This window comes from Piscinibacter sp. PDB1-1 (assembly GCF_056675995.1).
The window spans coordinates 2,016,044-2,039,809 of sequence record NZ_JBWVZJ010000001.1 but is presented as its reverse complement, the minus strand read 5'-3'; the positions used below and the strand labels follow the sequence as shown (position 1 = coordinate 2,039,809).

General features: G+C 68.7%; 18 protein-coding genes. 10 read left to right on the top strand and 8 right to left on the bottom strand.

What is annotated here, in order from left to right:
* Window positions 1-18: 18 nt before the first annotated feature.
* From AC1KAR_RS09445 to AC1KAR_RS09415, 7 genes are all read left to right on the top strand, one after another.
* A complete protein-coding gene (locus tag AC1KAR_RS09445; protein WP_480316806.1) occupies window positions 19-699 on the top strand; it encodes a Fe2+-dependent dioxygenase in 681 nt (226 codons plus the stop codon).
* Entirely contained in the window at window positions 696-1,316 is a 621-nt protein-coding gene (locus AC1KAR_RS09440) for a PepSY-associated TM helix domain-containing protein (protein WP_480316804.1), read from the top strand. Before AC1KAR_RS09445 ends, AC1KAR_RS09440 begins: the two co-directional genes overlap by 4 nt.
* 17 nt (window positions 1,317-1,333) lie before the next feature.
* Entirely contained in the window at window positions 1,334-1,852 is a 519-nt protein-coding gene (locus AC1KAR_RS09435) for a DUF2271 domain-containing protein (protein ID WP_480316802.1), read from the top strand.
* A 19-nt stretch (window positions 1,853-1,871) separates the two neighbouring features.
* Window positions 1,872-2,711, top strand: a complete 840-nt coding sequence (locus AC1KAR_RS09430; protein WP_480316800.1) for a DUF4198 domain-containing protein — start codon at window positions 1,872-1,874, stop codon at window positions 2,709-2,711.
* A 14-nt stretch (window positions 2,712-2,725) separates the two neighbouring features.
* The gene (locus AC1KAR_RS09425) at window positions 2,726-3,748 is read left to right on the top strand and encodes an FAD:protein FMN transferase (RefSeq protein WP_480316798.1); all 1,023 of its coding nucleotides are present in this window, start codon (window positions 2,726-2,728) and stop codon (window positions 3,746-3,748) included.
* The gene (locus AC1KAR_RS09420) at window positions 3,745-5,115 is read left to right on the top strand and encodes a sulfite reductase subunit alpha (protein ID WP_480316796.1); all 1,371 of its coding nucleotides are present in this window, start codon (window positions 3,745-3,747) and stop codon (window positions 5,113-5,115) included. The genes AC1KAR_RS09425 and AC1KAR_RS09420 overlap by 4 nt, the downstream gene beginning before the upstream one ends.
* A 234-nt stretch (window positions 5,116-5,349) precedes the next feature.
* Window positions 5,350-5,787: an SWIB/MDM2 domain-containing protein gene (locus AC1KAR_RS09415; RefSeq protein ID WP_480316794.1), complete on the top strand. Its 438-nt coding sequence runs from the start codon at window positions 5,350-5,352 to the stop codon at window positions 5,785-5,787.
* 281 nt (window positions 5,788-6,068) lie between these two features.
* Here AC1KAR_RS09415 and AC1KAR_RS09410 read toward each other — a convergent pair whose 3' ends face one another.
* From AC1KAR_RS09410 to AC1KAR_RS09390, 5 genes are all read right to left on the bottom strand, one after another.
* Window positions 6,069-8,882: an ATP-binding protein gene (locus AC1KAR_RS09410; RefSeq protein WP_480316792.1), complete on the bottom strand. Its 2,814-nt coding sequence runs from the start codon at window positions 8,880-8,882 to the stop codon at window positions 6,069-6,071.
* Window positions 8,883-9,019: 137 nt separating this feature from the next.
* Window positions 9,020-11,944 carry an excinuclease ABC subunit UvrA gene (gene uvrA, locus AC1KAR_RS09405; RefSeq protein WP_480316791.1) on the bottom strand — a complete coding sequence of 975 codons (2,925 nt, stop codon included), beginning with the start codon at window positions 11,942-11,944 and terminating at the stop codon, window positions 9,020-9,022.
* Window positions 11,945-12,102: 158 nt separating this feature from the next.
* On the bottom strand, window positions 12,103-13,713 hold the full coding sequence (locus AC1KAR_RS09400) for a carboxypeptidase regulatory-like domain-containing protein (RefSeq protein WP_480316789.1): 1,611 nt from the start codon (window positions 13,711-13,713) through the stop codon (window positions 12,103-12,105).
* A 380-nt stretch (window positions 13,714-14,093) separates the two neighbouring features.
* Complete coding sequence (locus AC1KAR_RS09395) at window positions 14,094-15,272, bottom strand: hypothetical protein (RefSeq protein WP_480316787.1); 1,179 nt, start codon at window positions 15,270-15,272, stop codon at window positions 14,094-14,096.
* Complete coding sequence (locus AC1KAR_RS09390) at window positions 15,269-15,901, bottom strand: sigma-70 family RNA polymerase sigma factor (protein ID WP_480316785.1); 633 nt, start codon at window positions 15,899-15,901, stop codon at window positions 15,269-15,271. The genes AC1KAR_RS09395 and AC1KAR_RS09390 overlap by 4 nt, the downstream gene beginning before the upstream one ends.
* A gap of 161 nt (window positions 15,902-16,062) precedes the next feature.
* Between AC1KAR_RS09390 and AC1KAR_RS09385 the strand changes: the two genes are divergently transcribed.
* Window positions 16,063-17,565 (top strand): vWA domain-containing protein, encoded by a 1,503-nt coding sequence (locus tag AC1KAR_RS09385; RefSeq protein ID WP_480316783.1) that lies wholly within the window; start codon window positions 16,063-16,065, stop codon window positions 17,563-17,565.
* 2 nt (window positions 17,566-17,567) lie between these two features.
* On the opposite strand, the gene AC1KAR_RS09380 is transcribed toward AC1KAR_RS09385, so the two are convergent.
* A complete protein-coding gene (locus AC1KAR_RS09380) occupies window positions 17,568-18,887 on the bottom strand; it encodes a glycoside hydrolase family 5 protein (protein ID WP_480316781.1) in 1,320 nt (439 codons plus the stop codon).
* Window positions 18,888-19,323: 436 nt separating this feature from the next.
* On the opposite strand from AC1KAR_RS09380, the gene AC1KAR_RS09375 reads away from it, so the two are divergent.
* Entirely contained in the window at window positions 19,324-19,941 is a 618-nt protein-coding gene (locus AC1KAR_RS09375) for a TetR/AcrR family transcriptional regulator (protein WP_480316779.1), read from the top strand.
* Window positions 19,942-20,024: 83 nt separating this feature from the next.
* On the opposite strand, the gene AC1KAR_RS09370 is transcribed toward AC1KAR_RS09375, so the two are convergent.
* Together AC1KAR_RS09370 and AC1KAR_RS09365 are read right to left on the bottom strand one after the other, a co-directional pair.
* Window positions 20,025-20,990 (bottom strand): hypothetical protein, encoded by a 966-nt coding sequence (locus AC1KAR_RS09370; RefSeq protein WP_480316777.1) that lies wholly within the window; start codon window positions 20,988-20,990, stop codon window positions 20,025-20,027.
* A gap of 76 nt (window positions 20,991-21,066) precedes the next feature.
* Entirely contained in the window at window positions 21,067-23,034 is a 1,968-nt protein-coding gene (locus AC1KAR_RS09365; protein ID WP_480316775.1) for a RecQ family ATP-dependent DNA helicase, read from the bottom strand.
* A gap of 161 nt (window positions 23,035-23,195) precedes the next feature.
* Between AC1KAR_RS09365 and ssb the strand changes: the two genes are divergently transcribed.
* Entirely contained in the window at window positions 23,196-23,711 is a 516-nt protein-coding gene (gene ssb, locus AC1KAR_RS09360) for a single-stranded DNA-binding protein (protein WP_480316773.1), read from the top strand.
* Window positions 23,712-23,766: the final 55 nt, after the last annotated feature.

Here is a 23,766-nt window from a genome sequence, read left to right as displayed (position 1 = left end):
GGTGAAAGGAGGCCTCGCATGATGTTGCATGTGCCCGAGGTGCTTACACCGCAGCAGGTGGCCGACATGCGCCAGGCCCTCGACATGGCCGACTGGGAAGACGGCCGCGCCACCGTCGGCGCGCAGGGTGCTCAGGTCAAGCGAAATCGGCAGCTCCCCGAGGCGGGCGAGCTGTCGTTGAAGCTGGGTCGGGTGATCCTGCAGGCGCTGGAGGCCAACCCGCTCTTCATGTCGGCGGCTCTGCCGCTGCGCTACGTGCCGCCGCTCTTCAACTGCTACGAAGGCGGCGAGCACTACGGCCTGCATGTGGATGGCGCGGTGCGCGGCGTGCCGGGCACCAGCCTGCGCCTGCGCACCGACCTCTCGTGCACGCTCTTTCTCTGTGACCCCGACGACTACGACGGCGGCGAGCTGGAGGTGATGGACACCTACGGCGCACACGAAGTCAAGCTGCCGGCGGGCGATCTCATTCTTTACCCGTCGAGCAGCCTGCACCGCGTGCAGCCCGTCATACGCGGCGCGCGTGTGTGCTCGTTCTTCTGGGTGCAAAGCCTGGTGCGCGACGACGCCCAGCGCAGCCTGCTGTTCGAGATGGACCAGACCATCCAGCGCCTGCGCGCAGCCCACGGCGATAGCGCCGAGGTGGTTGCGCTCACCGGCACGTACCACAACCTCGTTCGCATGTGGTCCGAGACATGAGCGCGGGCGCGCACAGCGGGCGCCGCGCCTACTGGCTCAAGACGCTGCACCAGTGGCACTGGATCAGCTCGGCCCTGAGCCTGCTGGGCCTGCTGCTGTTCACGGTGACGGGCTTCACGCTCAATCACGCCACCCAGATCGAATCCAAGCCGAAGGTGACCAACCGCACCGCGCAAATGCCGGCCGCGCTGCTGCCGCAGCTCGCGCAGGCCGACGATGCAGCGCCGCTGCCGACGGCGGTGGCCGAGTGGGTCGCGAGCGAGATCAAGGTCGACGTGGCGGGCCGCGCGGCCGAGTGGTCGCCTGAAGAGATCTACCTCTCGCTGCCCCGCCCGGGGGGCGACGCCTGGCTGCGCATCGCGCGCGACAGCGGCGAGCTCGAATACGAGCGCACCGACCGCGGCTGGGTGTCTTACCTCAACGACCTGCACAAGGGCCGCCACACCGGCGCGGTCTGGAGCTGGTTCATCGACCTCTTTGCGCTGGCCTGCCTGGTGTTTTCTGTGACCGGGCTGTTCATTCTAAAGATGCACGCGGCCAACCGCCCCAGCACCTGGCCCGTGGTGGCCGCGGGGCTGGTGATCCCGCTGCTGCTGGCGATTCTCTTTATTCATTGACCCCTGAAGGAACCATGATGCAAATGCGCTATTCCATGGCCCTGGGCGCGGCTGCCGCGCTCGCGGCGCCGGCTTTCGCGGCCGACGCCAACCTGAAGCTCCAGCTGCCGCAGTTGAGCGTGGCCGAGTACCACCGCCCCTACGTGGCGGTGTGGGTGGAGAAGGCGGCCGACCAGAGCTTCGCCGGCAACCTGGCGCTCTGGTACGACGTGAAGAAGAAGGACAACGGCGGCGCCAAGTGGCTCAAGGACATGCGCTCGTGGTGGCGCAAGAGCGGTCGCGAGTTGCAGACCCCCATCGACGGCGTGAGCGCCGCCACCCGCGCACCGGGCGAGCACAGCGTCAGCCTCGGCAGTGCCAAGGCCCTGGCCGCGCTGCCGCCGGGCAGCTACCAATTGGTGGTTGAAGCCTCGCGAGAGAACGGTGGCCGCGAGGTGCTGCGTGCGCCTTTCGACTGGCCCGTCAAGACCGCCCAGACCGTGAAGGCCCAGGGCGAACACGAGCTCGGTGCCATCTCGCTCGAACTCAAGCCCTGACCCGCCAAGGAGCCACGCGATGAACTTCCCCCGCACCCCCCGCGCCCTGCTGACCGCCGTGCTCGCCTCGGCCGCCCTGCTGCCCACCGCCGCACTGGCACACCACCCCTGGCTGCTGCCGCTGGCCACCGTCGTCAGCGGCAAGGAGCCGCTGGTGTCGGTTGACGGCGCCATCTCCGAAGACCTGTTCGAGTACGACACCAACGCGCTGGCGCTCGACGGCCTGAGCATCATCGCGCCCGATGGCAGCAAGCTGAGCGCTGAGAACCTCAGCAAGGCACGCCGCCGCAGCAGCTTCGATTTCAAGCCTACGCTGCCGGGCACCTACCGCGTCGTCAACTTCGTCGAGAGCGCCATGGCCAGCTACAAGCTGGGCGGCGAGACCAAGCGCTGGCGCGGCAGCCTCGATGCGCTGGCCAAAGAGGTGCCGGCCAATGCCGAAGACGTGCAGGTGACGCAGATGCAAAGCCGCGTCGAGACCTACGTCACCTACGAGGCCGACGGCAAGAAGGCCGCTGCCACGAATTTCGCGCCCCTGGGCGCCGGCTTGGAACTGATCCCGCTCACCACGCCGACCGATTTGAGCGTGGGCGACACCAGCAGCTTCAAGCTCCTGCTCGACGGCAAGCCGGTTGCCAACAACGACGTGACCATCCTGCGCGGCGGCAACCGCTACCGCTACAAGCTGGGCGAGATCGTGCTCAAGACCGATGCCCAGGGCCAGTTCACCGTCAAGTGGCCCGAAGCCGGCCGCTACTGGATCGGCGCCAGCCACGGCGCCCGCGGTGCCAGCGGTACGGCAGCGCAGCCTGCGCGCCGCGCCAGCCTGAGCGCCACGGTCGAAGTGCTGCCGCAATAAGAAGAAGCACTGCGGTGACAGACGTGCGCGTGCTGGTGCCGCAGGCCATCGGCACGCGTGCGCCTGCCCTGGGCGGCGCGGTGCACGCGCTGCAAGGCCTCAGCATGGGCACCACGTGGTCGGTGCGCCTGGTGGGGCCGCGCGCGCTCGACGCCGAGCCTTTGGCGCACGCCATCCAGTGCGAACTCGACGCGGTGGTGGCCGAGATGAGCCCCTGGGAGAGCGGCTCCGACATCACGCGTTTCAACCAGGCCGCGGCGGGCACGTGGCACAGCCTGCCGCCAGCGTTCTTCGAGGTGCTGAGCTGCGCCCTGGATGTGGCCCGCGACAGCGGCGGCGCCTACGACCCGAGCGCGGGCGCTGTCGTCAACGCCTGGGGCTTCGGCCCGCACGGCCGCCACACCGAGCCGGGCTTTGAGCCGCCTTCGCAGGCCGAGATCGATGCGGCTCGCGCCGTGAGCGGCTGGCAGCGCATCGAGGTTGACGCCGCCAAGCGCCGCGTGCGCCAACCCGGTGGCCTGCAGCTCGACCTGTCGGCCATCGCCAAGGGCCATGCGGTCGACCGCGTGGCCGCCATACTCGCGCAACGCTTTGGTTTCGACGAGAGTCTGGTCGAGGTCGGCGGCGAGCTGCGCGGCAGCGGCGTCAAGCCCGATGGCCAACCCTGGTGGGTGGCGCTGGAGTCGCCGCCGCACACCGAGCCCGCCGGCGTGGTGCCCACGCGCATCGCGCTGCACGGCCTGAGCGTGGCCACCTCGGGCGACTACCGGCGCTTCTTCAACGCGGGTGGCACGAACTACCCGCACACCCTCGACCCGCGCAGCGGCCGCCCGATCGCGCACGGCGTGGCGCTGGTGACGGTGCTGCACGAGCGCTGCATGGCGGCCGATGCGCTCTCCACCGCGCTCGGCGTGCTGGGCCTCGATGAGGGCCTGGCCTGGGCCGAGCAGCGCGACATTGCGGCGCTCTTCGTCGTGCGCCAGCCTGAGGGCCGCCTGCAAGAGCGCATGAGCCGCGCCTTCGCCGCCCTCGCATGAATCCGCAAAGCCTCCTTGCCGCCGCAGCCGTGCTGCTGGCTTATTCCGGCCTGTGCTTCTTCATCTACCGCCGTGAGCGCCGCAAGCGCGAGCAGGCCGCGCGCGACGCCGCCGCGCTCAGCCCGGCCGCCGAAGGCGCCGTGCCCATGCTGGTGGCCTATGGCAGCCAGACCGGCTTTGCCGAGCAGCTGGCGTGGCAGAGCGCGCGCCTGCTGCACACCGCGGGCATCCCGGTGCGCGTGCTGACGCTCGGGCAGTTGACGCTCAACGAACTCGCCCGCGCCGAGCGCGCGCTCTTCATCGTCAGCACCTATGGCGAAGGCGATCCGCCCGACGGCGCGGTGCGCTTTGCGCAGCAGGTGATGTCGGCCGAGGTGGCGCTACCGCGCCTGCACCACGCAGTGCTCGCGCTGGGCGACAGCAGCTACGCCAACTTCTGCGGCTTCGGCCGCCGCCTCGATACCTGGCTGCAAGAGCGCTCGGCCGGTCTGCTGTTCGAGCGCGTGGAGCTCGACAACGAGGATGCTGCGGCCCTCACCACCTGGCAGCACCACGTCGCCCGACTCGCCGGCACCAGCGACTTGCCGGACTGGCAGGCCCCGTCGTTCTCGCCCTGGCGGCTGGTGGAGCGCCGCGTGCTGAATGCCGGCAGCGCCGGTGCGCCCGTGTGCCACCTCGAACTCGAACCCGCCGACGGTGCGCTGCTGCCGCAGTGGGAAGCCGGCGACCTGGTGCAGGTGCGCGCCCCCGCCGACCCGACGCGGCCGCGCGAGTACACGATCTCCTCGCTGCCCTCTGATGGCCGCTTGCACCTGCTGGTGCGCCAGGAGCGTCATGCCGACGGCAGCCTGGGCTGCGCCTCTGGCTGGCTCACCGCGCAGGCCGCGGTCGGTGAGTCAATGGCGCTGCGCCTGCGCGCGCACAGCAGCTTTCGCATCGGCGACAACGCGGCGCGCCCCTTGGTGTTGATCGGCAACGGCACCGGCCTCGCCGGCCTGCGCAGCCACCTGAAGGCACGCGCCGCATCCGCCGATCGACGCCCCGCGTGGCTGCTGTTCGGTGAGCGCCAGTCGGCGCACGACCGCTACTTCGCCGACGAGATCGAGGCCTGGCTTGCGCAAGGCGTGCTCGCGCACGCCGACCTCGTGTTCTCTCGCGACCAGGCCGAGCGCATCTACGTTCAGCATCGCCTCATCGACCAGGCGCAACGCCTGCGCGAGTGGGTGGCCGATGGCGCTGCGATCTACGTGTGCGGCAGCCTCGAAGGCATGGCGGGTGGCGTCGACGCTGCGCTGGCGCAGCTGCTCGGTGCAGACGAACTCGCACACCTGAGTGATGCGGGGCGCTACCGCAGAGACGTGTACTGAGCGCGCGGGTACGTGCACCTGCGGCGCACCGAGAGCGCATCGAGGTGATGTGCCGCAGCGACAAAAGCGCGCTGCACGGGGCAGGAATGCGCGTTTTACCTATGAAAACTGCTTCTCAGTGCAGCACTCTCGCAGTAGTATTCGCTCCGCACGTGGTCCATGGAGAACAGAGAGCTCATGCGGCTCTCACCCAACCCGGGCACATCAACAACTCATGTGATGGAGAAATTCAAAATGGCAACTGCGAAGAAGGCTGCGAAACCCGCAGCAAAGAAGGCCCCCGCGAAGAAGGCACCGGCCAAGAAGGTCGTGGCGAAGAAGGCCGCTCCGGCCAAGAAGGCAGCTCCCGCCAAGAAGGCCGCTCCGGCCAAGAAGGCGGCTCCCGCCAAGAAGGCAGCAGCGAAGAAGGCTCCGGCCAAGAAGCGCACCCCGAACGCTGCCTTCATGAAGGCCATGACCCCGAGCGCATCGCTGGCAGCCATCATCGGCTCCACCCCGGTGCCGCGCACGGAAGTGACCAAGAAGGTGTGGGAGTACATCAAGAAGAACGACCTGCAAGACAAGGCCAAGCGCACGATGATCAACGCCGACGCCAAGCTGAAGGAAATCTTCAAGAAGGCCCAGGTCTCGATGTTCGAGATGACCAAGCTGATCAACGGTCACCTGAAGTAAATCGCGGGGCTCCACGATTGAGAAAGCCGGTGCTTCGCACCGGCTTTTTTGTTTCCGGCCGGCGCTTCGCACCTTAACCTCGCTGCGCGAAGTTAGCCTCCAACGCAACGGCCACGGTCGTTGTCATTCTGGGGGCGTCGGAGCGGGCCTTCGATACCTCAGGCTGAGCGGTTGGTGCCGTGCGAGCGCAGCGAAGCACCCATCAAGCCACGCCCGCGGATCCGGCTCTGCCGGTCCGCCAGGCGGCGCCCCTCGGGGGCAGGAGCGAAGCGACTGGGGGGCTAACTCAAAGCCTGCCCTAGGCCTTCGAGGATGTGGACGACGTTGATCGGCTTCGTCCAGTAGCCATCGAACCCGGCCGCCAGCGCGGCGTCGATCTGGGTCTGCATGGCGTCGGCCGAGAGCGCGATGCACTGCAGGCCGGCGCCGTGGGCGCTGCTGCGCAGCGCGCGAATCAGCGACAGGCCGCTCATGTCGGGCAGGTTCATGTCGATCAGCAGCAGGTCGTGCCGCTGTGCCCGGGCGGCCTCCAGGCCCGAGCCCCCGTCGGCTGCCACGTCGAGTTGCCACTGCGGGCGCGACTTGAACACCTCCTGCATCAGCAGCACGTTCAGCGGTTCGTCCTCGATGTAGAGCACGCGCCGCTGCACATCGGCCGCCGGAATCTGCGCGGCTGCGCCGCTGGCCTGGCCGCCGCGGGCGCGTGCCGGTGCGGCGCCGGCGGGCAGCAGCAGCGAGAAGGTCGAACCCTGGCCGGGTTCGCTGTGCACCCGCAGTTCGCCGTTCATGGACGCCGCCAGCTCGCGCGCGATCACGAGCCCGAGCCCGGTGCCTTCGACGCGCGTGTGTTCGGCCCCCAGGCGATTGAAGGGCTGGAACAGGTTGGTTTGCTGTTCAGCGGTGAGGCCGTGCCCTTCGTCGCTGACGGCCACCTGGATGCGCGTGCCGCTGCGCGTGAGCGCCACGCGCACGCTGCCGCCCGGCCGGTTGTACTTGATGGCGTTGGAGAGCAGGTTGAGCAGCACCTGTTCGACCGCGCGTGCATCTGCGCGCGCCCAGTGGGCGCGGCGTGCCGGGGCCATCAGGTGCACGCCGGCGTCGTCTGCCAGCGGTTGGATGAGGGCGAAGCACGAATCCAGCGTGGCGGTGAGGTTGACCGGCGCCTCTTCGAGAGAGAAGTCTTCCTGCTCGATGCGCGCGAGATTGAGCATGTCGTTGATCAACTCGAGCAGGTGTCGCCCGGCGCGCAGCACGTTGTCGAGGCGGCGCGCCTGGGTGTCTTCGAGCGGCGTCTCGCCATCGACCGACATGAGCTGGGCAAAACCGAGGATGCCGTTGAGCGGCGTGCGCAGCTCGTGGCTCACGCGCGAGAGGAACTCGGTCTTGGCGCGGTTGGCGCGCTCGGCAGCCTCTTTCTCGGCACGCAGTTGCTCGTGGGCCACCTGTTGCGTCATGTCGCGGCAGGTGCCGATCAGCCCGGTGATCTCGAGATCGGGGCCGTAGGTGCAGCGGGCAAAGATCTCGAGCGTGGCCTCGCGGCCATCGCCTCGACGCAGCCGGTAGCGTGCCTCCATCGAGCTGCCGGTGGCCACGCTGAGCTCGAAACGCGCCTGCGCCGTGGGGCGGTCGTCGGGGTGGATGGCGTCGAGCCAGTCGCTGTTGCGCAGGCTCGGCTGCGGGAACTTCAGGTTGTGGATCGCGCAGGCGCGCGCGTCGAGGCGCCACAGGCCGCTGGCGAGGTTGAACTCGGCGATGCCGATGCCGGCGGCGTCGGCCGCCAGGCCCCAGCGCGCCTCGCTGCTGCGCAGGGCCAGCTCGGTCTCCTTGCGTGCGGTCACGTCCGACGAGAAGCCGTTCCACAGCGTGCCGCCGGCCGGGTGGGGCTCGGGCAGGGCGCGCGTTTCGATCCAGCGCACCTCGCCATTGCGCACGACACGGAACTCGCACTGCCAGGGTTGCATGCTGCGCGAGGCGGCGACCAGGCTCGGCATGAAGGTGGCTGCGTCGTCGGTGTGCAGCAGGCGGCACACGGCATCGCCCACGCCTCCGTCGTCACGGCGCGGCGGTTCGGCGCCGAACATGTCGCGCGAGGCATCGCTCGCGTAGTTGTAGTGGACCTTGCCGTCCGGCCGCAGCCAGAACTGGTAGATGACGCCGGGCACCTGCGAGGTGAGCTTGCGCAGGTGTTCAGACTGCTCGTGCGCCCGCCGCTCGGCGGTGATGTGGGCCGAGACGTCGCGTGCCGTGCCGCGGTAGCCGCTGAAGCGCCCCTGGCCATCGAACACCGGCACCGCGCTGCGAGAGACCTGCAGCACGCCGCGCGGCGTGGCCTTGTCGGTGATGACGCGGCTGATCGGCTGCTGGCGTTGCAGCAGCGCGTGCAGGCTGCGTTGGCCGCTCAGGGGTTGGCCCAGGCCGTCGAGCATGGGGGCGTCGGCGATCGGGCGGCCGCGCATCTCGTGCGGCGGGGTGCCGGTCACAGTTTCGAAGTTAGGCGAGACCCAGGTATAGCGAAGCTGGTCGTCGGTCTCCCACATCCAGTCGCCCGAGGCGCGTGCGAAGTCGAGCAGGCGCGTGCGTTCGTCTTCGACCAGCGGGCGCTCGCTGCGCTGCGACAGCAGGTCGCTCGCGACGCGCGCGAGCCGGCGCAGCGAGGCGCGCTGTTCCGCTTGCAGCGTGCGCGGGTGCATGTCGATCACGCACAGCGCGCCGATGGCCGCGCCGTTCACGCGCAGCGGCTCGGCGGCATAGAAACGCACGTGCGGCGCGCCGCAGACGAAGGGGTTGTGTGCGAAGCGCGGGTCGCGCGTGGTGTCAGGCACCTCGAACACGCCCTCGACCAGCACCGCATGGCTGCAGATCGAAATGGTGCGCGGGATCTCGCGCACCGGCAGGTCGTCCCAGCCGTGGATGGCCTTGAACCACTCGCGGTGTTCGTCGACCAGGCTGATGGCGGCCATCGGGCTGCCGGTCAACTGTGCGGCGCACTGGGCGAGGGCGTCGAAGCTCTCTTCGGGCGACGTGTCGAGAACGCCCAGAGCGAGCAGCGTGGCCAACCGGTGATGTTCGTCAGTGGGCGTCGACGCAGGCGGCATGGGTGTGGCGCGCGATGAGAAGGCGAAGCTGGAATTGTCGGGCTGGCGCAATGTAGTGCAACGCACCCGGCCCCGCCAATAGTGGCAACTTCGCATGTTTCATGCCGCATTGCAGCGCGACATGCGTGGCTGATGCGTCAGCGCAGCAGCGGCTTCAGGTAGTGGCCGGTATGGCTCGCCGGGTTGGCAGCCACGTCTTCTGGCGTGCCGGTGGCCACCACCGTGCCGCCGCCGGCGCCACCCTCGGGGCCCATGTCGATCAGCCAGTCGGCCGTCTTGATGACGTCGAGGTTGTGCTCGATCACCACGATGGTGTTGCCTGCATCCCGCAGCTGGTGCAGCACGCGCAGCAGCAGGTCGATGTCGGCGAAGTGCAGGCCGGTGGTGGGCTCGTCGAGGATGTACAGCGTGCGCCCGGTGTCACGTTTGCTGAGTTCGAGCGCGAGCTTCACGCGTTGGGCCTCGCCGCCCGACAGCGTGGTCGCGCTCTGTCCGAGGCGGATGTAGCCCAGGCCCACGTCGAGCAATGTCTGCAGCTTGCGCGCAATGCTGGGCACGGCGTTGAAGTAAGCGTGAGCATCTTCGACCGTGAGGTTGAGCACCTCGGTGATGTTCTTGCCCTTGTAGAGCACCTCCAGCGTCTCGCGGTTGTAGCGCGCGCCCATGCACACGTCGCAGGGCACGTACACGTCGGGCAGGAAGTGCATCTCCACCTTCAGCACGCCGTCCCCCTGGCAGGCCTCGCAGCGCCCACCGGCCACGTTGAAGCTGAAGCGGCCCGGGCCGTAGCCGCGCTCGCGTGCGGCGGGCACCTCGGCGAACAACTCGCGGATGGGCGTGAAGAGACCGGTGTAGGTGGCCGGGTTGCTGCGCGGCGTGCGCCCGATCGGGCTCTGGTCGACGCTGATGACCTTGTCGAAGAGATCCAGGCCGCTGATCTCGTCGTGCGCCTCCGGCTCGGCGTGGCTGTTGTAGAGCTTGCGCGCGACCGCGGCGTAGAGCGTGTCGTTCACGAGCGTCGACTTGCCCGAGCCCGACACCCCCGTGACGCAGGTGAAGAGACCGACCGGGATCTCCGCCGTCACGTCCTTCAGGTTGTTGCCGCGCGCGTTGACGATGCGCAGCACCTGCGGCTCGGGCATGTCGGCCAGACGGTGGCGCTTGCCTGGCACGGCGATCTTGAGCACTTGCGAGAGGTAGCGGCCAGTCAGTGATTCGGCGCTGGCGGCCACGTCGGCGGGAGTGCCCTGCGCAATCACCCGCCCGCCGTGCACGCCGGCGCCGGGGCCCATGTCGATCACGTAGTCGGCAGCGCGGATCGCGTCTTCGTCGTGCTCGACCACCAGCACCGAGTTGCCGATGTCGCGCAGGTGGCGCAGCGTGCCGATCAGGCGGTCGTTGTCGCGCTGGTGCAGGCCGATGCTGGGCTCGTCGAGCACGTACATCACGCCGGTCAGGCCCGAGCCGATCTGCGAGGCCAGGCGGATGCGCTGCGACTCGCCGCCCGAGAGCGTGTCGGCACTGCGGTCGAGGCTCAGGTAGTTCAGGCCCACGTCGTTCAAGAACTTGAGGCGCGAGCGGATCTCGCGGATCACCTTGTCGGCGATCTCGGCCTTGGCGCCCTTGAGCTGCAGCGTCTCGAAGTACGCCAGGCAATCGCGCAGCGTGAAGTGCTCGACGCGGTAGATCGGTTCGCCCGGGGCGTCATCGGGGCCTTGCAGGAACACATGCCGCGCCTCGCTGCGCAGGCGCGTGCCGTGGCAATCGGGGCAGGGCCGCGCGGCCTGGTAGCGCGCCAGGTCTTCGCGGACGGCGGCCGAGTCGGTCTCCCGGTAGCGGCGTTGCAGGTTGGGGATGATCCCTTCGAAGGGGTGCTTGCGCTTTACGCTGCGCACGCTCTTGCCGCTTCCGCCCTTGCCACTGCTGACCTTGTCGCTCCCGGCCTCGTAGACGAAGCTGATCTCCTCTTCGCCCGAGCCGTGCAGCAGCACCTCGCGCGCCTTCTTCGGCAGATCCTCGAAGGGCGTGTCGATGTCGAACTTGTAGTGCCGCGCCACGCTCTCCAGCAGCGAGAAGGTATAGGGGTTGCGGCGGTCCCAGCCCTTGACCGCGCCGCTGGCCAGGCTGAGCGACGGGAAGGCCACCACCCGCTCGGCATCGAACGCCGTCACCTGGCCCAGGCCGTCGCAGCTCGGGCAGGCGCCGACCGGCGAGTTGAACGAGAAGAGGCGCGGCTCCAGCTCGCTCAAGGAATAGCTGCAGATGGGGCAGGCGAAGCGGCTGCTGAACAGGTGCTCGCGGCCCGCGTCCATCTCCAGCGCCATCGCGCGGCCCTCGGCGATGCGCAACGCGGCCTCGAAGCTCTCGGCCAATCTCTGCTGCAAGCCCGGCTGCACCTTCACGCGGTCGATCACCACGTCGATGTCGTGCTTCTCGGCCTTCTTGAGTTTAGGCACATCGGTCGCGTCGTAGGTCGTGCCGTCGACGCGGAAGCGCACGTAGCCTTGCGCCTGCATGTCAGCGAAGAACTCCGTGAATTCGCCCTTGCGATCGCGCACCACCGGCGCGAGCACCATCAGCTTGGTGCTTTCGGGCAGCGCGAGTGCCGCATCGACCATCTGGCTCACGCTTTGCGCCTGCAACGGCAACTTGTGCTCGGGGCAGAAAGGCGTTCCGGCGCGTGCGTAGAGCAGGCGCAGGTAGTCGTGGATCTCGGTCACCGTGCCCACGGTGGAGCGCGGGTTGTGGCTGGTCGCCTTCTGCTCGATGCTGATCGCCGGCGACAGGCCTTCGATCACGTCGACATCGGGCTTGTCCATCAACTGCAGGAACTGCCGCGCATACGCCGACAGGCTCTCGACATAGCGCCGCTGGCCCTCGGCATACAGCGTGTCGAACGCGAGGCTCGACTTGCCCGAACCGGAAAGCCCGGTGATCACCACGAGCTGGTTGCGCGGGATGTCGAGGTCGATGTTCTTGAGGTTATGGGTACGCGCGCCGCGGACCCGGAGCATCGGGGCCTCGATGGTGGCCTCAGGAGGGGCGGGGCGGCGTGCGGGCATCGGGCGGGGCGGGAAACTGCCCATGATAGCGACGCCATCCGGCAGGGGGTGACACCCGCTGACAGATGAGGCAGGCACGCGCGCCCATGAAAAGAGGCGGACCTGTGGGCCCGCCCTGTCAGCCGCCGTGGCGCAGCGTCAGTTCACGATCGGCCGGTTCACTCGCAGTACGTGACCGCGCCGCCGTTCTGGTTGGGGTTGCTCGGCTCGGCGATCGACCAGGTGTTCGCCCCCGTGACCGTGACGGCGCACTGACTGTCGACCACGATGTCGAAGGCATGCCAGTACTCGTTGGTCGTGCCTTCACCGGCACCCGGCGTGAACACATTCATGTTGCCGTTGTGAGTCACCTCGACCTTGACCGGTGAACCTGTCATACCGGGGTTGAAGGTGCCCGAGAAGTTGTGCAGGAAGTAGCGGTAGGTGCCGCGAGCGATGCGCCGGATGCTGACGATCTCCGGGCCGAACGAGGTGATGTCGTCGATATCGAGATTGGCGAACGGCGCGACCGAGAGCGAACCCTTGTTGGTGTAGTCGATGTGCGTGCCCTGCGGCGTGAGCAGGTGTGAGTCCACGTCCAGCGGCAGTTGACCCCAGGTGAGGCGGATGCTGATGGCGGCGTCCGACAGCACGAGGCAATCGCCAAGCGGCACGTTGTTGACGGTCGCGGTCGCTGCGCGAGCGTTTGACAACCGGGCGCCGGCGCGGGCGATCACCACGGACGTGGCGTCACGCCGCATCGGTACCGAAAAGTTGCCGCTGGCATCGGTGAGTGCGTTGGTGCTGCCCGAGTACGTCACACCGTCGAGCTCGATGCGTGCGCGGGCCACGCGTCTGCCCTCCGGGGTCCGCACGCAGCCCGTCACCTGCACGGTGTTCAGCGCGGCGGAGGCGTTCCAAGTGGTGAAGTGAGTGACCGTGCCCTGGTAGTACTGGTTGGGCGCGGTCCCGGCCAATGTGGCGGTGCCGTCCTGCGCCCATACGCCTGCGGCTTCATTGAACCAGGACAACGGCACGCTGGGCGGCAGAGTGCTGGCGCGGGTTGACGCCGGAACGCGAATGGAGGCGCTCTGGCCGCTGGCGAGGTTGTAGGTGCCGCCTGCTGCATCGGTCAGCACGACGCTCAGAGCGCCGAAGCTTTCGAGCCACGTGGGGTTGCTCGCGTCCGCGCTTCGGTAGTCGCCGGTGGCGAGGTTGGCGTCTTGTGCCACGCTCACCGGCGTAACCTGCACCAGTACGGGTTGCGTGGGTGCCGCGCCGGCCGCGGTGACGATGGCGCCGGCAGGGAAGGTCACCTGGGCGGTTGACCCAGGAACAGTGACCGTGCCGCCGACCGCCGCGTCGATGGTGCCGGATGTGGCAACAGGCTGCAATTGCGCGGGCACCGTCGTGACGATGTCATTGCTGACCGTCGCGTAGCGCACGTTCCGGGCAAAGCCTGGGGCTGCGATCGTGACCGAAACGCGGTCGGACTGTGTCAGGCCGGAGAAGGAGAAGGAGCCATCGGCCCCCGTGGTGACGGTGACACCGCCGACCTCGACCGTGGCGCCCGCTACGGGCTGGCCGTTTGCCGACGAGATCACGCGGCCCGCCAAGCCACCTGGCTGGGGTTCCGGCTGTGCCGGCGGGGTGTAGGGCTTGCTGCCACCGCCACTGCTGCTGTCACCGCCCCCGCAGGCGGCCAACGCGGCGGCGAGTGCGAGTGCGGCGAATGTCGGGAAGCGCAGCGCAGAGTGCGCGGCCAAAGTGAGGGTGCGAGCGTTGTTCAATGAGCCTCCAAAGGCAAATGCAATCCAGCACAACCATGGCCTGCGGCACCATACGGCAGCGTCACGGCATGGAAACAGTGTCTTGGCTCGCCCACCTGAAGCCCAGCAGTCCACGAGGGGGCAACGGAGTTCATGTCGGGTACCGTGGTCGGCACCAGTTCGCCGTACGCGAACGACTCCCCCCTCTTTGCAGACTGTCGAAAGCCTCGCGACCCGTTCGTTTGCGGGCGTGCCGTGACATGGAGGAATGTAGTCAAAGCATGTGCGAGTTCGCCTGCTGATCCGGGTGAAGGAATTCACGGATTACGCGCTATCGACGGGTGGGACGCGCGGGCCTGATCTCTCAAGGCGCCTTATGCCCCTGCCCTTCCTTCGATTGGTTATGGCGCTGCAACCTCGAGCGCCGCGCGCAGCGCAGCCACCTGATCGGCTGGCAGGTCGACCTGCCAGCGGCTCGCGCCGCGCTGCCACACCACGCCGCGTTCGGTGAGCTGCCAGCGGTGCTGTAGCTCGCCGCTGCGCAGCAGGCTCAGCGTGCGGCCGATGGGCGATGCGGCGTCGGCGGTGCCGCGCGTCTGCCAGGCGTTGCCGCTGGCGGCGTCGAGTTGCGCAAGCCATTGCGCCACGCCGTCGGTGAGGGGCTGCGGCGTGCCCTCACCGCGTTTCCAGGACCAGCGCTCCGGTTCGGCGGCGAGGGTGGCGCGCAGTGCGGCGATGGGGGCGAAGGCCTGCGCCTCCTGCTGCCGGCGTGCCTCGTTGAGTTGCGTGCGTGCGAGTGCGCGGCGGCTCGCGGCTTCGGCCGGGGGCGCGGTGACCGACGCCGTGGCGTGTGCGGGCGCACCGGCGAAAGACTTCTCCAGGCGGTCCGCATCGGCCGTGGCTGCGCGCAGGGCCTCTGCGGAGGTGGGTGCGGGTGCGGCAGGCGGTGCCGGTGCGCGGTCGGCGGTCGCCTCGGGAGCGACAGATGGCGTGGAGTGTGCGGCGCGGGCCGACTCGGCGCGCTTCTTCTCCAACTCGCGCTGATCGCGCTGGGCTTGTCGGGCCGCTGCTTCGTTTGCGGGGGAGGGCGCCACGGGGGGCACGAGCGGCGCCTGCGCGGCCGGCTTTGCTTCGGTGACCGGCGGGGCCGCGATGCCACGCGCAGCGTCTTCGCGTGGGGCGGGTCTTGCTGGCACGGGCGGGGTCGCGGGCGTGGATTCAGTCTTGGGTAGAGAGCGAGGCGAAGCCATCGGCGCTTCATGCTGCGTGGCAGGCGGCCGCGGCATGGCCACGTCCATCGGCTGGTCCCACCACATCACGCCGACCAGGGTGGCGGCCATCACACCGGCGAACCCAGTGGCCACCGTGGGGCGGGCGAGCCAATTCCAGAACCGGCGTGCCGGGTGCGACGTCGATTGAGAAGAAGACGACGTGACCCCCGGATCGCGCGCCTTGGCCTGCGCCTCCTTCAGGATGAACTCGCTCACCGATGCCGGCGCCTGCACCTGCGCATCGGGTGCGTGGCGCAGCGCTTCGCGCAAGTGCGCGTCGCGCGGGGGCTCGCGGGTGTCGTCGCTCATCGCACGTCTCCTTGCTGCAATGGCGCGAGGTAAGCGCCCATGCAGGTGCGCAGTTTGCTCATCGCGTAGCGCAGCCTTGTCTTCGCGGTCTCGAAGCCCACTTCGAGTGCGCGCGCCACCTCGGCCATCGGCAATTCGTCTTCGTGATGCAGCAAGAAGGCGCTGCGCTGCGGGAGCGGCAACTCGTCAAGGCACGCCAGCAGGCGCTCTCCGGCGCGGCGCCAGAAGGCGAGCTCTTCGCTGTGCGGCGACGGGCTCGCGGCGGCCGGCCACAAGGCCCAGGCGGCCTGGTCGCCGGGCTCCCACGGGGTGTCGTCGTCGGTAGGGGCAGACACCTCGCGGCCGCTGCGCCGCCAGATGTCGATCACGCGGTGGTGTGCCAGCGTGTAGAGCCAGGTGCGAAACGCGGCACGTTGCGGCTGCCACTGCGCGCGTGCATTCACCACCTTGAGCCAGGTGTCCTGGAAGACCTCGTCGGTCTGGGCCGCAAGAGATTGCCCCAGCAGGCGGCGGACGAACCGGTACAGCCCCGCCTGATGCCGCGCATACAGGCGCTCGAAGGCAGCGGCTTCGCCGCGGGCGTAGGCGTTCATCAGTTCGTCGTCGGGGGCGTCGGTAGGCGGCGTCATGGGGTGGGAAGTCTGCCTCACTCCGATTGATACGTGCGGCGCGGACGAACGGGGTGAGGTGTTCGCCACCCGGGTGGGCGAGATGTTTTCACCCCATCGCGCGGTGTCGCGCGTGTCAGTGACATGGCCTGCCCATTCATTGACCCCGCACGGAGAACCCCATGACCACGCGCCCTGCCTTGCACCCTGTCTTGCGCCACGTTCTGCTCGCCCTCGTGGCGGGCCCGCTCCTCACCGCCTGCGCCCAGTCGGCCGAACCCGCGCCCTGGCCGCCGGCCTGGCAAGACCCGCCACCGCGCGCCGCCGAGACCGACGGCCCGCCCCGTTTCGACCCACCGGCCGCGGGGCATTGCCGCCGCCTGCCGAGCGTGCGCGAGGTGCCCGGCGGCGGGGGCGAGCAACGTGCCCTGCGCCGGCCTGGCGCGCGCGGCGAGCCGGCGCTTCTCGCCGCCGAGCTGGCGGCCGGGGTGGCCGCCGAGGAGGCCAGCGACCGGCCGAGCGACCTGTCGCGCGACGCCGCCGCCAAGCGCAGCGAAGCCAAGCCATCGTCGGCCCCACCGCCGCATTGGCCCCCTGCCCCTCGCGCCCCAAGCGAGCAGCGCATGCCGGCGCGCCCCGCACACGAACCCGTGACCGCCGGCGTCGTGGACGACAACGCCGACTTCGGCGAGTACCTCGCCTACCGCCAACGCCATGCGCGCCTGCCGGTGCGCGAGCGCGACATCACTGAGCGCTACCTGCTCGAAGTGACCGACGCGCAAGGCCGCCCGGTGCACGACGCCGAGGTGGCCGTGCAACGCGCCGGCATCGCGGCGCCGGTGGCCTGGGCGCGCACCGACACGGCGGGGCGGGTGTGGCTGCATCCACGCGCGTTCCTGTCAGCAGATGCAAGCCGCGATCGCTCGCTCGGCGTGGCCGTGCGCAAGGGCGGGGTGCAGGGTCGCGCCATGCTGCTGCGCGGCCAGGCGAACGCGGTGCAGGTGAGGCTGGGTGCCGTGGCCACGGCACCGGTGCGGCTCGACCTCGTATTCCTGATCGACGCCACCGGTTCGATGGGCGACGAGATCGCCAAGCTGAAGAACTCGATGCGCGCGATGGCGCAGCAAATCTCTCAACTGCCCGGCCAGCCCGACATCTGCTGGGGCCTGGTGGCCTACCGCGACCGTGGCGATGCCTTTCTCACGCGCACGCACGATCTCGTCGATTCGCTTGCTTCGTTCCAGCAGCAACTCGCGGCCTTGCAGGCGCAGGGCGGCGGCGACACGCCCGAGGCCTTGAACGAGGCGCTGCACGAGGCCGTTCACGGGCTGAGCTGGCGCGCCGATGCCGCACGCATGGTGGTGCTGGTGGCCGATGCGCCGCCGCACCTCGACTACGAGGGCCCGCAGTACGACCGCGACATGCAGGCCGCGCTCGCGAAGGGCATCAAGCTGTTCGCGGTGGGCGCGAGCGGGCTCGACCCAGCCGGCGAATACATCTACCGGCAGATGGCGCAATACACCGCCGGGCGCTTCGTCTTCCTCACGTACCGCGATGCATCCAACCCCGGCAGCGGGCCGGGCGCGCAGACCGTGCACGACGTGAAGGCGTACTCGGTGCAGACGCTCGACAAGCTCGTAGTGCGGCTGGTCGGCGAAGAACTGGCGCGCCTTCCGCGCACGTGATCTCAGTCGAGGTAGGGCTGGATCGTTGCCATTTGCGGCTTGTCGGCGCCGGCGCTCGGCTCGATGCTGAACATGTCGCCGCCCCACCACGGGCCGCCGGCCCAGTATGTCCAGCCGGCCCACACACTGCTGTTGGCCTCCATGTGGGCGAGGATGCCGGCCAGCGCCTGGTGACAGGTCGCGTTGTTGGCCGCGCCGAACTCGCCCAGCAGTGCGCGTTTGCCGTTCGTGCGCAGCCAGGTGGTGAAGGCCGCCAAGCGCTGCGCGCCGATCGTCGCGCTCGTGCACACCGGCGAGGTGCCGGAGCTGTCGGCGTCGAGGTACTGGTGGACTTCGATCAGCATGTTGTTGCCGCTGTCGACCACCTGCAGCATGGCCTGTGCATTGGGCGTGCCATACCAGTTGGACGCCCAGCTGTGCGCGCCGCTCCAGGCATTGCCGGGCACCGTGATCGTGTTGGTGGCGCCGGTGGCGCGGATGCGGCGGATCGCCACATTGGCAGCGTTCACCCAGTTCTCGGTGGCCATGGTGTGGGGCTCGTTCATCAGCCCGAACATCACTTTCGGGTTCGACTTGAACACGCCCGCCAGGCGCGACCAGAGGTCACCGAAGGCCGAGTTCGAGACGGCCGCCGAGCCGATCAGCTGGTTGCGATAGCGCGCGTAGTTGTGCACGTCGATCAGCACCGTCATGCCCTTGGCCGTGGCGCCGTTGACGAAGCTGCGCAGGCGCGTCAGCTCCGTCTGGTCGAGCGCGCCGTTGAGCGTCGGCTGGATGCGCTCCCACAGGAAGGGCAGGCGCACGAGGTTCATGCCCTTGGCCTGGTAGTAATCAACCGAGGTCACGCTCGGGTAGATGTACTGGTAGCCGTACTGGCCCGGCAACGCGCTGGAGGTGAACTCGGCACCGGCGAGGTTGACGCCGCGCCACTTGATCAGCGGTGCGGGCGGGCTCGCAGCAGCCGTGGTTTCCATGCCGCGTGCGGGCGCCACGGTGGTGGCAGCGGGCGACGTGTTGTCGGTGTCACCGACGGGTGAGTTCGCGGGCGCGGTTTCGGCCGTGCCTGCCAGCGTTGCGGCGGGCAGGGCCGATTCGGCTGCCTGGGCGTCGGCTTGCGCGATGTCGGCTTCCGCGGCGTCGGCGCTCGCCGACATCCCCGCGGGGGCGTCTTGCGCGTCACCATCTCCGCCGCCACAGGCCGAGAGGGCGACGATGCTCGCCAGGGCCAGCAGGCCGAGTCGGCCGCCTGCGGCGCGTGAGAAGGAATGCGAAATGGCGTCGGACGGACCGGCTTCGGTCTTGTATCGGGTGTGGCTTGGCAAATGAATATCTCGGAATCGGCAAATCAGAAGGCTCGGATTCTCAGAACCCCGCCGATTCCTGCAGTGAGCGCTCGTAAGCCGGTGTTCGTGATTTAGTTGGCGAACGGCGCTGGTTTCCCGGGCGCGGGTGCGCAGTTCATATGGGCGCCGGGTTGCATGCAGCAACAGGTGTGGGTCTTGACCGCCCATTTCGGTGGGCCAGGCGCCCGGTTCGGGGCGCGCGGAACAACGCACCGGAGCGAGAGAAGCGCTTACTTGCGGATGCAGCTTGAATTTCAGGCGCTTCGCAAGAATGCTGCAGTGCGATTTGTCAGAAACTGGTGATAACTCACGACATACCCGCGGATGCGGGCTGCACGTACCTTTGGGGGAGGTTTTCCCGGGGGTGCTTCGTATACTGCAAAGCTTGAATTGGCACACGGGTAGCGAGCACGGCATGGTCAGGAAGCGTGAGAAAAGCGAGCAGACACTGGCCGCCATCGTCTCGGCAGGCATGGACATTGCCGTCCACCAAGGCCTGCAAAAGCTCACCCTCAACTCCATCGCCCAGAAGCTCGGCATCAGCAAGAGCGGCGTGTTCGTGCGCGTCGGCTCGCTCGAGAGCCTGCAGATCCTGGTGCTCGACGAGTACGAGCGGATCTTCGCGCTCACCGTGTTCATGCCCACCCTCTCCGAGGCGCCGGGCCTGCCGCGCCTCAACGCCATCGTCGACCGCTGGGTGCACCACGGCAACGAACTCACGGCGCTGATCGCCTCGCACTACTCCGTCAACACCTACGACGACGACCCCGACGCCCACCCCGATGTGCTGCGCGCGCGCCTCATCAACGGGATGATGGCCTGGCGCGAGACGCTGCAGCGCACCGTCAAGCAGGCGCTCGACCGCGGCCACATCCGCCCCGACAGCGACCCCGAGCAACTGGTGTTCGAGATCTTCTCGCTGCTCAGCGGCTTCCTGTACGACGCGCACGTGAAGCGCGACCCGAAGTGCTACGAGCGCGTGATGTCGGCCTACTCGCGGCTGATGTCCACCTACCGCAGCTTCGCGGGCTGAGCGCGCGGCGCAATCCTGCCGGGCGCAAGCCCGCTTCGTCGCGGCCGGCCTTGCTCCAGGCCCCGATCACTCTCCGCCTCGAACTATTCGGCCTCGTCGGCCAACGTCAGCACCGGCCAGGTGTAGGTGCGATCGATGCTGCCATTGCGGCCCCAGTCCACCGTGGCCGTGGCGGTCTGGCTGACCACCTGCAGGCTGATGGCGTCGTGGGGCAGCGTGATGTTCCAGCTGCCCGCGAGTGCCGTGCCGTTGGCGTCGAAGCTGGCGGTGCCCTGCGTGGCGACCGTGGCTGACCAGCTGCCGAAGAGACCGCTGTAGCTCATCGTGATCTGGCCAGCGCTGGTGCTGCCGGCGAGCGCGCCGTTGGTGGTCGTCACGCTGCGCGTGAGGTCCACGCTGCTCAGGGTGAGGCTTGCGACGCGCACGCCTCGCGTGTTCACCAGGCTGATGCTCGGCGAGACCCATCGGTCGGTCACGGTCTGGGTTGCGCCGCTGGTCTGCACGCTGTGGGTCAGGCTGGCGCTGCCGTTGTAGGCCAGCTTGCGGCGCGGCAGCATCACCTCGAGCTGCGAATTGGTGGTGACCGAAACGTCTTCGCCGTTGGCCGACACCACGCTCAGGTCGAGTCGGCCGGTCACGCTGTCGGCACCGGCAGCGCTGCGGCAGTTGGTGAACACGATCTGGTAGCTCTCGCCGGCGTCGAGCATGTGGTTGCCCAGTTGCGCGAGGCTCGCGCCACTGGCCGTGTACACCGCCGTGCCACCGCCCGCGCAACTGACGGTCTGGCTGGCATTGCCCGCGGCGATCACCGCCCGTGCGGTGCGCAAGGTGCTCGCCTGAGCACGCGCGCTGTCATCGGCCACGACCATCGAGTTGGCGCTGGCCGACTGGGCGGTGTCGCGGCTGGTGTCCGAGCCGCCGGTGCCGCTCGCAGGGGCCGCGTTGTTGCTGGTGCTGTCGTCTGCGCCGCCACCACCGCAGGCGCCGAGCAATGTGGCGAGCGCGGCGCAGGCGAGGGCGGTTCGCAAGTGGCGTGGGGCGGTGTTCATGGTGTTCGTCTCCTGATTTTCTGAATGTGCAGCAAGGTGGGCGCCGCCGCGTTTCAGTGTGTGTCAGGCGAACCCGTCAGGCCGTTGTGTCCAGCACCCGCAGGATCTCTCGGCCATAGGCCTCGAGCTTCTTGGCGCCCACGCCGCTGATCTGCGACAGATCGTCCAGTGAGCCCGGCTGGCTGCGAGCCATCTCGGCCAGCGTGGCGTCGTGGAAGATCACGTACGCTGGCAAACCGTGTTCCTTGGCCACCTCGGCGCGCCAGGCCTTGAGTGCGGTGAAGCGCTCACTTGCGTGTGCGTCCAGCGCCACCGGCGGCGGCTTGGCGGCGCCACTGCGCGTGATCTTGCCGGCCTTGCCGCGGCGGGGTGCCTCGCTCGGCACGCGCAGCATCAGGGTGACCCCACCGCGCAGCACGTCGCGTGCGCTCGCGCTGAGTTCGAGCGTCTGGTACTCGCCTTCGGTGCGCAGGTGTCCGAGCGCGATCAACTGGCGCAGCACGGCGCGCCATTGCGCCTCGCTCAGGTCGGCGCCGATGCCGAAGGTCGACAGCGACTGGTGCCGGTACTGGTCCACCTTGTCGGTGGCCTTGCCGCGCAGCACGTCGATCAGGTGGCCGGCACCGAAGCGCTGGCCGCCGTTCTGGTGGAAGCGGTAGACGCAGCTCAATGCCTTGCGCGCGGCTTCGGTGGCATCCCACGTCGCGGGCGGGTTGATGCAGTTGTCGCAATTGCCGCATGAGGCCCCCACGGTCGGCACGTCGTGCTCTCCCTGCCCCCCGAGGGCGCGTCGCCCGCCTTGGGGCGGCCCGGCGTCGGGCGCGACTCGCCGGTAGGTCTCGCCGAAGTAGTGCAGCAGCCGCACGCGGCGGCAATCGTGCGCTTCGGCCAGCGCCAGCAGTGCGCTGAGCTTGCCGATCTGCGCGCGCTTGAACTCTTCGCCCGCGGGGCTGTCGTCGATCATGCGGCGCTGGTTCACCACGTCGGCCAGGCCGTAGGTCATCCAGGCGTCGGCGGGCAGGCCGTCGCGGCCGGCGCGGCCGGTCTCCTGGTAGTAGCTCTCGATGTTCTTGGGCAGGTCGAGGTGGGCGACGAAGCGCACATCGGGTTTGTCGATGCCCATGCCGAAGGCGATGGTGGCCACCATCACCACGCCCTCTTCGCGCAGGAACCTGTTCTGGTGCCGGCTGCGCACCTCGGTGTCGAGGCCCGCGTGATACGGCAGCGCGTTGACCCCCTCACTCTTGAGCCACTCGGCGGTTTCTTCGACCTTCTTGCGTGACTGGCAGTACACGACACCCGCGTCGCCCTCGTGCTCGTCGCCGATGAATCGCAGCAACTGCGCGCGTGCGTTGTCCTTCTCGACGATGCTGTATCGGATGTTCGGGCGGTCGAAGCTGCTGATGAAGACCTGTGCGTCCTGCAACTGCAGCCGCTCGATGATGTCAGCGCGCGTGAGGTCGTCGGCGGTGGCGGTGAGCGCGATGCGCGGCACGCCCGCGTAGCGCTCGTGCAGTACGTTGAGCTGCAGGTAGTCTTCGCGGAAGTCGTGCCCCCACTGGCTCACGCAATGCGCCTCGTCGATCGCGAACAGGCTCAGCAGGCCGCGCTCGTGCAGCGAATCGAGCTGCGCCAGAAAGCGCGGCGTGGTCACGCGCTCGGGCGCCGCGTAGAGCAGCACCAGGCGGCCGCTCATCATCTCGCGCTCGATCTTCTGCGTGTCGTCGAGGGTGAGCGTCGAATTCAGGAAGGCCGCATGCACGCCGGCCTCTTCGAGCGCGCCCACCTGGTCGTGCATCAGCGCGATCAAGGGGCTCACCACGATGGCCACGCCCTGATCCGCACGGTGCCGCGCAATGGCGGGCACCTGGTAGCACAGGCTCTTGCCACCGCCGGTGGGCATGAGCACCAGCGCGTCACCGCCCTGGCGAACCTGTTCGATGATGGCTTGCTGCTGACCGCGGAACGCCGGGTAGCCGAAGACCTCTTGCAGGATGCGCAGCGGATCGGTGGGGGGAGCGGTCGTCGAGAAGGCGGGAGACATGGCGGCGCAGCAGAACGCCGCATGGTACGCGAGCGACCTGCCCGACCCCCCCGCTTCGCACCCCGCCCGACCCTTGCGGGTGCATGAATACGCGGGGGGCCGCGCGAGCGCCCCCAACGCATAATTGAGGCATCCCCCACCCGATTTACCTGGAGCGCCCCATGGCCTCGATCAACAAAGTCATCCTCATCGGCAACCTGGGGCGCGACCCCGAGGTTCGCTACACGCCCAACGGCGCGGCCATCTGCAACGTCACCATTGCCACCTCGCGCAACTGGAAGGACAAGAACTCCGGCGAGAAGATGGAAGAAACCGAGTGGCACCGCGTGGTGTTCTTCGACCGCCTGGCCGAGATTGCCGGCGAGTACCTGAAGAAGGGCCGCTCGGTGTACGTCGAAGGCCGCTTGAAGACCCGCAAGTGGACCGACAAGGACGGCGTCGAGAAATACACCACCGAGATCATGGCCGACAACATGCAGCTGCTCGGCGGCCGTGAAGGCGGCGGCGGTGGCGGTGGTGACGAAGGCGGCGGCGGTGGCTACAGCCGCAGTGGCGGCGGCGGCGGTGGAGAGCGCAGCGAACAACGCAGCGCACCGGCAGCGCGCCCGGCCGCCAGCAAGCCGGCGCCGAAGTCGTCGACCGGCTTCGACGACATGGACGACGACATCCCGTTCTGACCCGGCTCCCACCCAACTTGCCGCGCCCCGCCTCGCCGGGGCGTTTCTCTTGGGC